The organism is Mesorhizobium sp. ORM8.1, from assembly GCF_053005525.2.
The window spans coordinates 6969000-6982042 of sequence record NZ_CM132600.1; the positions used below are offsets into that span (position 1 = coordinate 6969000).

General features: G+C 63.0%; 11 protein-coding genes and 1 pseudogene. 7 read left to right on the forward strand and 5 right to left on the reverse strand.

The window, feature by feature from the left end:
* Positions 1-17: 17 nt before the first annotated feature.
* From ACVDG8_RS34730 to ACVDG8_RS34740, 3 genes are read right to left on the reverse strand one after another with little or no spacing between them, the layout of a single operon-like run.
* A complete protein-coding gene (locus ACVDG8_RS34730) occupies positions 18-725 on the reverse strand; it encodes a cytochrome c biogenesis CcdA family protein (protein ID WP_447252504.1) in 708 nt (235 codons plus the stop codon).
* A 1-nt stretch (position 726) separates the two neighbouring features.
* Positions 727-1116: a thioredoxin domain-containing protein gene (locus ACVDG8_RS34735; RefSeq protein ID WP_447252505.1), complete on the reverse strand. Its 390-nt coding sequence runs from the start codon at positions 1114-1116 to the stop codon at positions 727-729.
* 1 nt (position 1117) lies between these two features.
* Positions 1118-1726, reverse strand: a complete 609-nt coding sequence (locus ACVDG8_RS34740) for a hypothetical protein (protein ID WP_447252506.1) — start codon at positions 1724-1726, stop codon at positions 1118-1120.
* 76 nt (positions 1727-1802) lie between these two features.
* Here ACVDG8_RS34740 and ACVDG8_RS34745 point away from each other — a divergent pair, with 76 nt between their 5' ends.
* Positions 1803-2246 carry a MerR family transcriptional regulator gene (locus ACVDG8_RS34745; RefSeq protein WP_447252507.1) on the forward strand — a complete coding sequence of 148 codons (444 nt, stop codon included), beginning with the start codon at positions 1803-1805 and terminating at the stop codon, positions 2244-2246.
* Positions 2247-2359: 113 nt separating this feature from the next.
* Here the strand turns inward: ACVDG8_RS34745 and ACVDG8_RS34750 are convergent, their stop codons facing one another.
* Both ACVDG8_RS34750 and parE read right to left on the reverse strand, forming a co-directional pair.
* On the reverse strand, positions 2360-4456 hold the full coding sequence (locus tag ACVDG8_RS34750) for an FUSC family protein (RefSeq protein ID WP_447252508.1): 2097 nt from the start codon (positions 4454-4456) through the stop codon (positions 2360-2362).
* A gap of 42 nt (positions 4457-4498) precedes the next feature.
* Positions 4499-6553: a DNA topoisomerase IV subunit B gene (parE, locus tag ACVDG8_RS34755; RefSeq protein ID WP_447252509.1), complete on the reverse strand. Its 2055-nt coding sequence runs from the start codon at positions 6551-6553 to the stop codon at positions 4499-4501.
* A gap of 255 nt (positions 6554-6808) precedes the next feature.
* Between parE and cpaB the strand changes: the two genes are divergently transcribed.
* From cpaB to ACVDG8_RS34785, 6 genes and pseudogenes are all read left to right on the forward strand, one after another.
* A complete protein-coding gene (gene cpaB / locus ACVDG8_RS34760) occupies positions 6809-7714 on the forward strand; it encodes a Flp pilus assembly protein CpaB (protein ID WP_447252510.1) in 906 nt (301 codons plus the stop codon).
* A gap of 29 nt (positions 7715-7743) precedes the next feature.
* Positions 7744-9172, forward strand: a pseudogene (locus ACVDG8_RS34765) (type II and III secretion system protein family protein).
* A gap of 123 nt (positions 9173-9295) precedes the next feature.
* A complete protein-coding gene (locus ACVDG8_RS34770; protein WP_455707434.1) occupies positions 9296-9433 on the forward strand; it encodes a hypothetical protein in 138 nt (45 codons plus the stop codon).
* A 13-nt stretch (positions 9434-9446) separates the two neighbouring features.
* The gene (locus ACVDG8_RS34775; protein ID WP_447252513.1) at positions 9447-10661 is read left to right on the forward strand and encodes an AAA family ATPase; all 1215 of its coding nucleotides are present in this window, start codon (positions 9447-9449) and stop codon (positions 10659-10661) included.
* On the forward strand, positions 10658-12076 hold the full coding sequence (locus ACVDG8_RS34780) for a CpaF family protein (protein WP_447252514.1): 1419 nt from the start codon (positions 10658-10660) through the stop codon (positions 12074-12076). Before ACVDG8_RS34775 ends, ACVDG8_RS34780 begins: the two co-directional genes overlap by 4 nt.
* A gap of 4 nt (positions 12077-12080) precedes the next feature.
* A complete protein-coding gene (locus ACVDG8_RS34785; protein WP_455707435.1) occupies positions 12081-13043 on the forward strand; it encodes a type II secretion system F family protein in 963 nt (320 codons plus the stop codon).

A 13043-nucleotide genomic window follows, 5' to 3' on the forward strand; every position in this document is an offset into this window, starting at 1 on the left:
TCGGTATTACGAGCTTGTCATAGGCTCGTGGTGACGGCCACCAGCCAGTCCGGCAAGGCTTGTTCAAGGCCGATTTGTATCGTGCGGTCGAATCCCGAAAGCGTCATGACGCCGGCCGCGACAAGCAGCGCGCCGAGGGCCATTTTGATGCCGCTGGAAGCACCGAGCATCCGACCTCGCCAGCGCAGCAGCGCTTCGCGGGACATAAGAGCCAGAGCCAGCAGTGGCAATGACGTGCCAATGCCGAAGGCCAGCATGGTGAGAATGACAGTGCCGAGGTTCTCGCCTCGCGCAGCCATGATCGAGGCCGCACCGAGTGTCGGTCCGACGCAGGGCGTCCATACCGCACCCAGTAGCAACCCGACGCCGAACTGGCCTGACATGCCTGAGGTGGAGAACCCACCAAAGCGGCTTTGCGTCCAGTTGCTAACCGGCCCAGTCACTGTCGCGAACTGCGTTTGGAAACGCGGCACAAGAAGCACCGAGCCTACCAAGATCAGCAGTAGGGCTGCGGCCATACGAAAGACCGTCATGTCGAGGCCGATTGAGAAGCCGATTGTGGCGACGAAGACGCCTATCGATGTGAAGGAGACGGCGACACCAGCGGCTAGCGCCAACGGTGCCAACCGATGTTCAGCCACCGCGCCGGTTAGAACGACTGGGAGCAAAGGCAGCACACAAGGCGAAAGAATCGACAGAACACCGGCAAGCAGGGCGAGCAACATGTCACAGCGCCTCGCGCAGCAGCGCTTCGATCACCGCCGGGTCGGTTTGCCCAGTTTGCCGGTCGACTTCCTTTCCGCCCTTGTAGACGATCATCGTGCTTTGCATCTGGACACGGTATCGAGCCAAAATCTCCTTCTGCGTGTCGAAGTCGACATTAAACTTCTTCATGTCCTTGAAGTCTGGCGAGGCCAGCAATGATGCTACGATTGGCTTTTGCGCCTGACAGACTTCGCACCACGGCGCTGTGACATGGATCAGGACGGGACCACCAGCCTTGAGCGCATTGTCGAAGCCGGGAATGGTTTCGTCCCCATTGTGGCCCAACGCCGGGCCGACAACGACGGCAATACCGGCGGCAGCCGAGAGGATCAGAAAGTGACGACGCTGCATGTTATGCGATCTCCTTGAGGTTCGATGAAGCGAGTTCAGGGGCAAAGTGGTCGAACAACAGGTCGGCTGCTTCGGCTGCTTCCTGTGGCGCGGTGATGGTGAGAACAACGGCGCGCCGGTCTGTCTTCAGGTCAAAGGTTAGGAATGAGCAGCAAGTTTGCTCCTTCCGCATCAAATCGGTGACCTCTTCGAGCGCTTCCGGCCCGTAGGTAAGGTTGAGGGATAGCAATGTGCGCTCGGCGTGATGCAGTGATCGACGAGCCAGGGCACGAATACTGGCGACACGCTCCTTGAAATCCGACGCACCAAGTGTGCAGGCGATGGACAGAGCGTCATTCTCGGCCAGCGGGGCGCAGGACGGACCGCAGCCGCACTCGTCTTGCATCATCAATGCCTGAAACGTGGCAGTGGGCGCGGCTTTGCGACGTGAGAGGAGATAAATTCCACCAACCGGCACGGCGAGAGCGAGCAGGCCAAGGCCCCATGTGCACGCCGCGCCGGCGATCGCTGCCAAGCCGGTGCCGACCAAAGCTGCCGGCACCACGGCGACCGTGCAGCAGACCGCACAGGCGGCGGCGGTGGCACCGGCCCATTTCAGCGTGTTCTTCATCAAACGGCCTTTCCAGTTTCTATCTTTGCAATGGCGTACTCCTTCAAGTAACTTGAGGTTCAAGGAGGTTTTTTCGATGAACTTTCACATCCGCGTGTTCACCATCGGGGCGCTCGCCAGGGCTGCCGGCGTCTCAACGCCCACCATCCGCTATTACGAAGAGATCGGGTTGCTTCCTCCCGCGCCTCGCACTGCCGGGGGTCAACGCACCTATGACGACGACGATTTGGGGCGTTTGACGTTCATTAAGCAGTGCCGGGACTTCGGGTTCGGTATCGACCAGGTGCGCGTGTTGCTGGACCTGTCGATCAGCACCGACCGAGATTGCGTGGAAACGCGCGACATTGCCCAAGGACATCTTGACGAGGTTCGCCAGAAGCTCGCCGAGCTGCGCCTGCTTGAACGCCGACTGGAGAGCTTTGTGACGCGCTGCAATGTCGCCTGTGCCGGAGGGCCGGGCCAAGACTGTGTCATCTTCAAGGACATGGCTGCACCAACCAAGGTCGGCTGCTGCGGATGAGCCGCAAAATCACCTAGGTCTAGAGCGTTTCACCGTCTCACGGAAACGGCGAAACGCTCTAACTCTTTGTTTCTACGCAATTCCGGACGGAGGGTTACGGCGAAGTCGCCGACTTAACCGATCACACTTTTCCTGGAATTGCTCTCGCCTCGACCCTTCGCAAAGAAATCCGGATGGTCTTCCATCGCCGCCGCGATGATGCGCAGCGAGGCGGCGATTTGCAGCATTTCGAGCCGGTCGCTGCGCTCGGCAATGTTGGCGGCGTATTGCCGCGCCACGGCAATGGTCGCGGTTTGCGGCTCGCCCGGTCGTCTGAACAGCAATTCCCGCGCCAGGCCGCGCAGGAAATTGGCGATGGATTCCGCCGTCTCGCGCGCAACGGCGGAGTTCAGTTGCGCATGGCGCAGCCGCAGCACTTCCAGCCCGACGGTGACGGCGGCGATGCTGCCGCCCAGCATGGGATCGCCCTTGCGGCCCGTCTGTTGCACCTGCGGCATCAACTGGTTGATCCGGTCATAGGCCAGGCTTTCGAAGGCCAGGCGCCGCGGGACGCGCTCATGCAGGCAAAGCCGCGCCAGGTCCTCTCGCATTGCCTGGCAGATACGCTCGACGGTGACCCAGGGATTGGCCGGCAGCACGATAATGAAGACGCCGATGGCAATCAGGATGCCGACCAGGATCGACGCCGACCCGGCGAAGAACGGCCCCGGATCATAGATCATGCCCTGGTGCGGGCTGAGGAAGGCGAGGAAGTTGATGGCGAAGGCGGTGGCGACGCCAACATGGCGCGGATTGGCCATGCCGAGCGCCGCCGGCACCATGATCGGCACGACGAACAGCGTGAACCAGCCAAAGCCCGGCAGCGCCGGCAGCGCGATCTGGCCGACCAGGAAGGCAAAGGGCAAGGCAATCAGCGTCCCGGTAAAGAAGCCCCAGGCCGACTGCACGGGATCGGGGCGTGATGCAAACAGGCTGGAAACAACGGAAACGAGAATGACCGTGCCTGCCGCTTCCGACCATTTGGTCGTCAGCCAGAAGATCGCGACCAGCAGCGTGGCAAGCGCCGCCCGGACAGCGTTGCGCCAAGCGGCTTGATAGTCGCGGTGCACGACCAGCGCTGGCTGGCCCCGTTCACGCGATTGCAGGGACACAGGCGAGCGAAGCGCGTCCAGCCCGCGCATGACCTGCTTCAGCGCCTCGGCGAAGTCGCCGGCTATGGTGAGGCGGGTGATGGCGCCGACCTTGTCCTCGCTGGTCTCGTCAGTGAGGGTCGGCATTTCCTTTGCCTTGCTGGCGATCGCGTCGAGCCTGGCCACCCAAGGGCCTGTGTCGTCGAGCGCGCCGGGCGTTGCCGCCAATTCCCCGACGAACGCCTTCAGTTCGCTGCGCATCGGAATGAGCGCGGCGGTCTTCGGCCGGCGATGGCTGTGCAGGGCGCGCGCTGCCGACAGCGCCCATAGAAGCTGTCCGATCGTGCGGCGCACCGGATGTGCCCTTGTGGCGAAGCTCGGCGCCTCGAGCCGGGCATAAGTGCGCATCTCAGCAAGCGTCTGGGCATCGGTGATCAGCTTGCGTTGAAGCGCGGCAAGACTTGCCGGGTCGCCGCCGGAGAAGGCGCCGGATGCATATTCGGCAAGATCGAGAATGCTGCGCTTCAGCCTGGAAATGATGGCGTCGGCGGCAAGCTTCGGCAGGATCAGCCGGCTGGTGACGCCGGCGCAGACGATGCCGAGCACGATCTCGGCGCAGCGCGCGACGGCCAGGTCGACGACGCCATGTGGCTGGCCGAAGGCCGGCAGGCTGATGATCATCGCGGTGTAACCGGCAAGAGCGGCGCCATAGGCTTCCGGATTGCGCAGCAAGGAGGAGACGAGCGTGCAGACACCGATCCAGACGGCAAGTGCGGTGACCAGCAGCCAGGGATTGGTGCCGAAAACGGAGGTGATGCCGACCGCCGCGAGGCCGCCGGCAAGCGTGCCGAGCAGCCGGTAAAAGCCCTTCGCCAGCACCATGCCGGCAACCGGTTGGGCAACGATGAACACCGTCATCATCGCCCATTGCGGATGGTCGAGCTTGAGGGCGTAGGCCGCAAGAAGCGCGATCAGTCCGGCTGAGACCGTGCGCAGGGCGAAGATCCAGTCCGAACGGGTCGGCTGGATCAGTCCGCTCAGCGGTATTTCGACAAGCTCTTTCAGCCGTGTCCAGGTCACATTCAACTCTCCGTACCGGAGCTGTTATGGACCAGCAGGCGTTCAGATATCCAGCACGTCCGTCTCGGCGAATTCGGCGCGCTCCTGGATGAAGCGGAAGCGTGCCTCGGGCTTGGTGCCCATCAGCGCGTCGACGGCATCCTTGGTGGCTGAATCGATTTCGTTCACATCGACCCTGAGCAGCGTGCGCTTCCTCGGATCCATCGTGGTCTCCTTGAGCTGCGCGGCCATCATCTCGCCCAACCCCTTGAAGCGGCCGATCTCGACCTTGCCGCGCCCGGTGAACTCGGTGCGCAGGAGCTCATCCTTGTGCGCGTCATCGCGCGCATAGGCGACCTTGCCGCCTTGCCTGATCGAATAAAGCGGCGGCACGGCCATGAAGAGATGGCCGCCGCGGATCAGGTTCGGCATCTCTTGGTAGAAGAAGGTGATCAAGAGCGAGGCGATATGCGCACCGTCGACATCGGCGTCGGTCATGATGATCACGCGGTCGTAGCGCAAATCCTCGTCGCGGTATTTCGAGCGCGTGCCGCAGCCGAGCGCCTGGATCAGGTCGGAGATCTGCTGGTTGCCGGCGAGCTTGTCGTTGCCGGCGCTGGCGACATTGAGGATCTTGCCGCGCAACGGCAGCACCGCCTGGCTGGCGCGGTCGCGCGCCTGCTTGGCGGAGCCACCGGCCGAGTCGCCTTCGACGATGAAGATTTCAGCGCCGGCGGCGGCATTCTGCGTGCAGTCGGCGAGCTTGCCCGGAAGGCGCAGCTTGCGCACAGCGCTCTTGCGCGAGACTTCCTTTTCCTGGCGCCGGCGCACACGCTCGTCGGCGCGCGCGATCACCCATTCGAGAAGCTTCGAGGCTTCCTGCGGATTGTCGGCCAGCCAGTGGTCGAACGGATCGCGCAGCGCGTTTTCGACGATGCGCATCGCCTCGATGGTGGCCAGCCTGTCCTTGGTCTGGCCAACGAATTCCGGCTCGCGGATGAACACCGACAGCATGCCGGCGGCCGAGATCATCACGTCCTCGGTGGTGATGACCGAGGCGCGCTTGTTGCCGATGAGATCGGCATAGGCGCGTAAGCCCCGCGTCAGCACATTGCGGAAGCCGGCCTCATGTGTGCCGCCTTCGGCCGTCGGAATGGTGTTGCAGTAGGAATTCAAGAATCCGTCGCCGCCGAACCAGGTGACGGCCCATTCGAGCGAACCATGGCCGCCCTGCTTCTCGCTTTTCCCCGCGAAAATTTCGCGCGTTACCTGGAAGTCGTCGCCGAGCGATGCCTTGAGATAATCCTTCAGGCCGCCAGGGAAATGGAACTCGGCCTTGGCCGGTGTCTGGTCCTTTTCCTTGATCAGCGAGGGATCGCAGGTCCAGCGGATCTCGACGCCGCCGAACAGATAGGCCTTCGAACGCGTCATGCGGTAGAGGCGCGCCGGCTCGAAGGCGCAGCCCTTGCCGAAGATCTGTTCGTCGGGATGGAAGCGGGTCCTGGTGCCGCGGCGGTTGTGCACCTCGCCGAGGTGCTCCAGACCGCTTACCGGAACGCCGCGCGAAAACCGTTGGCGGTAGAGCTGGCGGCCGCGCGCGACCTCGACCTCGAGATGGTCCGACAGCGCGTTGACGACCGAAACGCCGACGCCGTGCAGGCCGCCGGACGTCTCATAGACCTTGGAATCGAATTTGCCGCCCGAATGCAGCGTCGTCATGATGACTTCGAGCGCCGGCTTCTTGTATTTCGGATGCGGGTCGACCGGAATGCCGCGGCCATTGTCGGTGACGGTGAGGAAGCCGTCGGCGGAGAGCTCGACATCGATGAAGGTGGCGTGGCCGGCGACCGCCTCGTCCATCGAATTGTCGATGACCTCGGCAAAGAGGTGATGCATCGCCTTGTCGTCGGTGCCGCCGATATACATGCCGGGGCGCCGACGCACCGGCTCCAGCCCTTCCAGCACCTCGATGTCGGCGGCGCTGTAGCCTTCGCTGCCATCACGGACGGTACTCGAACGCTTGGCGGCCTGCACCAGCGGATCGGCCGGCCGCGACGGTGCACGCGCCGGCTGCGGCTGCTTTTCCATGTTGCCGAAAAGATCGTTATTGTCGTCCATGCGGGGCCTGGCGTTGGGTGGTGCGAATCACTCCTCGATACTGCCACGCTTTCGGCGGGCGAACGAGGTTCCTGTTCCGTTCAGGGATCAAACTGTCTCTTAATCCAAAACCATTCGATAACCAAGCCGGCCGAAATAGGGCGATCCGACGGCCGTAGGATTCCTGATTCTTTAACAATGATGCCTAGCGTGAGTGACAACTAACAAAAGACCACGGGCGTCAGGGGTTTCGTTGTGCGAGGCAAGGCCATAACCATGATCGGCATCGCCGCCGTCTTCGGCGCGATCTCGATCTTTGCCGCGGACTTCTGGGTCAAGAGCCAGGCGAAGGCCCAGCCCGAGCTCAAGATTGTTTCGGTCGCGGCGCCGCAGCCTAAGGTCGAATTCAAGACCATCGTGGTGGCAAGCGCGCCGTTGCGCTACGGCATGGAGCTCGAACGGGCGCAACTCGCCGAAATTCCGTGGCCGCAGGATTCGCTGCCGCAAGGCGCGTTCCCCACGATCGACAAGCTGCTTACGGATGGCAACCGGGTCGTGCTGTCGCCGATCGAGGTCAACGAACCGGTGCTGCTCACCAAGCTGTCGGGACCGAACGGCCGCGCCACCCTTTCCAACATGCTGTCGCCCGGCATGCGCGCCGTCACCATCCGCACCGACGAGATCGCCGGCGTCGGCGGCTTCATCACCCCGGGAGACCGGGTCGATGTCGTGCTGACGCGCGATGCCGGCGACATCCAGGAAGTGTCCAAGAACGCTCAAGGCGCGACCGGCTCGACGGTCACCTCCGAAGTCGTCGTGTCCGACGCCAAGGTGCTTTCGGTCGGGCAGGGCGCCGATGAACGCAAGACAGCGCCACAGATCGCCAATTCCGTGACCATCGAGGTGACGAATGAAGGGGCGCAGAAGGTGGCGCTTGCGCGCACCGTCGGCACCTTGTCGCTGTCCTTGCGTTCCTCGGCCGATGCCAGCGCCAGCAAGAGCGGGCTCACCACCATTTCGTCGTTCGGCGGCTCGGTTGCCGCAAGCGCGCAGGCGAGCGCTGCCTCGCTCGTTAACGCGGTGACGAAGGACGATGACGCGCCGAAGTTCAAGACGGTGATCGTGACGCGCGGCGACAAGGTCGAAGAATACAAGGTTCCTTCGCGGGAACTGCAGCAATAGCCGGTGGGGACCGGCGGGGACGGGGCAAGATGTTTGGGCTTGATGTATTTCGGACGACCGGGGGCTGGCGCCTGCTTGGCGCGATCGCGCTGGCGATGCCGCTGGTAGCGGCTGGTTTGGCGGCGCCGGCCAGGGCGAGCAATGACGTCATCTACGTCTCGGCGACCCAGAACGCCTCCATCAAGGTGGCCAAGGGCAAGCCGAAGACGATCATGACAAGTGCCGCCTTCTACCAGATCGTCATCGGCGATCCGGAGATCGCCAACGTCAATCCGCTGACCGACAAATCCTTCTATGTGCTGGGCAACAATCTGGGCACCACCGGCATCGCGCTGTTCGACCAGAACAAGCAGCTTGTCGGCACCATCGACGTCGAAGTGACGCTGGATACGGACCAGTTGGCCAGCACCATTCGCGCCAGCGTGCCGGACGCCAAGATCAAGGTCGGCTCGGCCAACGGCCGCGTCGTGCTGTCGGGCGAAGCCGATGACGCAGTCGCCGCCGACAAGGCAAGCAAGATCGCATCACGCTTTTCCGGCAACGAGGAAGTGATCAACTCGGTCAACATCTCATCCTCGCAACAGGTGCAGCTCAACGTCCGCTTCGTCGAGATCAACCGCCAGGCAGGCCAAGACCTCGGCGCCAAATACAGCGCCAATTTCGCCTACGGCATGGGCGGCCGCCAGGTCACCCTGCAGCCGGGCACCATACCGGCCGCGGGCAATGGCGAAATCATCGGCAGTCTGTTGTCGAACGGTCTTTCGATCGACATCGCCATCAAGGCGCTGGAGGAACGCGGCCTCGCCAGGCGCCTGGCAGAGCCGAACCTGATTGCCCGTTCGGGCCAAACGGCGAGTTTTCTTGCCGGCGGTGAATTCCCGATCCCGGTTTCGGAAGACAACGGCAAGATCAGCGTCAGCTACAAGAAATATGGCGTCAGCCTCGATTTCACGCCGACGGTTCTGAAGGATGGGCTGGTCAGCCTCGACATCGCGCCGGAAGTGTCGTCGATCGATGCGTCGGCCTCCTACAATATCGGCAGTATTTCGGTGCCTGGCTTCATCGTGCGCCGCGCCAAGACGTCGGTCGACCTGAAGAACGGCCAGAGCTTCATGATCGCCGGCCTTCTGCAGTCGCAAAACGACATCACCACGTCGCGCCTTCCCGGCCTCGGCAAGCTGCCGGTGCTTGGACCGCTGTTTTCCTCGAAATCCTATCAGCGGCGCGAAACCGACCTGGTCATCATCGTCACGCCTTACCTGGTCAAACCGGTCGATCCCTCCAAGAAGATGCTCGAGCCGACCGATGGAACGCGCCCGCCAAGCACTGCCGACTATTTCCTGAACAACACCGAGGAAGTGGACGCTTCAGCGCCCAAGCGCCCGGTGGCGTTCGCCGACAGCGGCGCCGCCCGTCGCCGCCACGTCGGGTCACTTCCTCGATCTGCCGAAGGACTGAAGCCATGCGCATCGCCCTCTGCATTGCTGTTTTGTCCGTCGTCGGCGGCTGCACCAGCGACGACTATGTGCGGACCGAGGGGTAACCCCGGCGGCCGGCAACGCGCAGGCTGCCAACACAGCCATGCAGATGGTCGACCCCTGGCAGTACGGCGTCCAGAACACCAAGCTCAAGGTGCCGGCGCAGCGCCCGGTTGCCGCGGCCGACCAGGCCGTCGGCGCAAAAGCCGGCCAGACGGCCGCATCGACGACCACCAATTGATTGGGCGACCACCATGGCATCCGGCACCAAGACCAAGAAGATCCTGCTGGTTTCGAGCGACAGGACATTTTCGCAAGATACGCGGACGGCTTTCGCGTCCTCCGAGGTGATCGAGCTTCTGACGGTGGAGAAGAGCATCAACGAGTTGCGCGGCGAGGCGCTGGAAGCCGATTTCGGCACCGTCATCGTCGACATGGATGCATCCAAGCTTGACGAGATCGAGTCGTTGCAGCGCGTCATGCGCCGGCTCGAAGGGCGCATTCCGGTGGTTGTCGTCACCCAGGAATTCAACGCGGCGGCGGTGCGCATTCTGGTGCAACTTCAAGTCGCCGACTTCCTGGTCAAGCCGATCACCACCGCCGATCTCGTTCGCTCCGTCATCCGGGCGCTGCAAGGCCCCGGGCGCGAAGAAAACACTGAGTCGCATATCTACACTTTCATGCCGGCCGCCGGCGGCGTCGGCACCACCACGCTGGCGCTGCAGACCGCTTTCCAGCTGCATCATTCGGTGACGCGCGGCGCCTCGACCTGCGTGGTCGACCTCAATTTCCAGCAGGGCGCCTGCGCCGAATATCTCGACCTCGAGCCGCGCTTCGACATCACGGAAATCGAAAACCAGCCGGAGCGCCTCGACCGGCAACTGCTCGACGTCATGCTGTCCAAGCATGCGAGCGGGCTTTGCGTGCTGGCAGCGCCGACGCGGCCATCGGAAATGCGTTCGTTCAAGACCGATGTCGTGGTGCGTATGCTCGACCTCGTGGCGGCCTATTTCGACAACGTCGTTATCGACATGCCGCGCACCTGGTTTCCCTGGACGGAGACGGTGCTGCTCGGTTCCAACAAGCTCTACATCGTGGCCGAGATGACGGTGCCTTGCCTGCGCCATACGCAGCGCCTCATCCAGGCGGTCTATGAGACCGTCGGCAAGGAAGTGAAACCCAACGTCATCGTCAACCGCTTCGAGCAGAAGATGTTCGACAACGGCATCAAGCAGGCCGACGTCCAGGAAATCCTCGGCGAGCATTTCGTCGGCGGCATTTCCAACAACTACCGGCTGGTGCGCGAGGCGGTCGATCGCGGCGTGCCGCTGCATGACATCGATCCCAATGCCAATGTCGTCAACGACCTGAAGCGGATCATCCTGCCCGAGGAGGCCGTCCAGACGGCGGTCAAGTCGAAGTCGTTGTTCGGCCTCGGCAAGGGTCTGCTGCGGAGGAAGGCAGGATGAACACCCGCTTTTCCAATCTGCAGAACCGTGACGCCCATCCGCAGCGGTTGCCCGAACCGGCGCCTGTCCAGCATTCCGCCGTGGTCATTCCGACCACCCGCAAGCCTGTCGCGCCGAAGGAGGCCGTGCACCAGAAAAGCACCAACAAGGTGCTCGATGCGCGCATTCGCATCCACCGCATGCTGCTGGAGGAGATCAACCTCGTGGCGCTGGAGCGGCTGCCCAAGGACGAGATGCGCCGCCAGGTGCACGAATTCGTCTCGGAAAAGACGCGCGAGGAGCGGATGGCGATCAACAACGCCGAGCTCGACTCGCTGGTCGACGATATCGTCGATGAGATGGTGGGCCTCGGCCCGCTCGAGCCGTTGCTCAAGGACCCCGAGATCAACGACATCCTGATCAACGGTCATCAGAATTGCTTCGTCGAAAAGCGCGGCAAGCTGCAGCAGGTCCACATCCCGTTCAAGGATGAGGCGCATCTGCTTAGAATCGTTAACAAAATTGTCGCGGCGGTCGGCCGCCGCGTCGATGAATCGCAACCGATGGTCGACGCCCGCATGCTCGACGGCTCGCGCTTCAACGCGGCCATCCGCCCGGTCGGTGTCGACGGGCCGCTGGTGTCGATCCGCAAATTTTCCAAGAACAAGCTCGGCCTGCACAAGCTGGTCGAATTCGGCGCCATCACCCAGAACATGGCCGAGGTGCTGGCAGCGGCGGTGCATGCGCGCAAGACCACGATCATCTCCGGCGGCACCGGCACCGGCAAGACGACGATGCTGAACGCGCTGTCGGCCTTCATTTCCGAGGACGAGCGCCTGATCACCATCGAGGACGCGGCCGAATTGCAACTGCAGCAGCCGCATGTCGCGCGCATGGAAACGCGCCCGGCCAACATCGAAGGCCATGGCGAATTGAAGCAGCGCGACCTGGTCAAGAACGCGCTGCGCATGCGCCCCGACCGCGTCATCCTCGGCGAGTGCCGCGGCGAGGAAGCCTTCGACATGCTGCAGGCGATGAACACCGGCCATGAAGGCTCGATGGCCACCATCCACGCCAACACGCCGCGCGACGCCATCTCGCGTCTGGAACAAATGCTCGGCATGACCGGCATGCCGATGACCGTGCAGTCGATCCGCAGCCAGATATCCAGCGCGCTGGATCTCATCGTCCAGCTGACACGCCTGTCGGACGGCAAGCGCAAGGTGACGAGCGTCGCCGAGGTGACCGGCATGGAAGGCGACGTCATCCAGATGCAGGAGATATTCCGTTTCGTGCGCACCGGCATGGAAGCGGACGGCAAGATCCTCGGCTATTTCGAGGCGACAGGCATCCGTCCGCGCTTCCTCGAAGACCTGCGCAACATGGGCATCGAATTCCCGGGCAAGTATTTCGAGCCCGGCCGGCCGCAGGACTAGGCCGATGTTCGAGGGATTAAGCCCGATCTACGCCGTCTACGCCGCGGCGGCGCTCACCGGCATCATGATCGCCGAGGGTCTCTATTTGCTCTATGCCGGGCGTAGCGACAAACGCACGGCGATCAATCGCCGCATGAAGCTTTCGGAAAACAAGATCAGCCAGGAGCAGGTCCTGGTCCAACTGCGCAAGGAGCGCGGGCTGGACGGCGGCTCGGTGTTTTCGCGCGATCGCTTCCGCGCCTTGCGCACCCAGTCCGGCATGACCATGCCGCTCTCCAAGTTCCTGACGATGACCTCAGGCGCGGCCGCGGCGCTGGCGCTCGTCGCCGTCTGGTACGGCCTGTCCCTGCTGTTCGGTCTTGTCCTGTTCGTCGTCCTGGTGCCGGTGCTGCCGGTCATGACGATGCGCTTCATGCGCAAGCGCCGGCACAAGCGGTTCGGCATCCAGCTGCCGGAGGCGTTGGAGCTGATCACGCGCGGCCTGAAAGCCGGCCATCCGGTGCCCGTGGCGATCGCCATGGTGGCGCGCGAAATGGCCGATCCGATCGGCACCGAATTCGGCGTCATCGCCGATGAGGTGACCTACGGCTCCGACCTGGTTTCGGCGCTGAACAATCTGTTCGACCGGGTGGGCCATGAGGACCTGCCGCTGTTCGTTACCGCGGTGTCGATCCAGACGAGCTCGGGCGGCAATTTGCGCGAGATCCTTGACGGTTTGTCGCTGACGATCCGCGACCGCGGCAAGCTGCGCCGCAAGGTGCGCGCCATTTCGACGGAAGGCCGCATGTCGGCCTACATCCTGACCGCGGTGCCGGTGCTTCTGTTCACCGCCATCATGGTGTTGATGCCGCAGTTCTACCGCGATGTCTGGGGCGAAGCGAAGACCTGGTACATGCTGACCGGTTCCGTCCTGTGGCTGCTGCTTGGCAATGCCATCATGTTCAAGATGTCGAATTTCAGGTTCTGA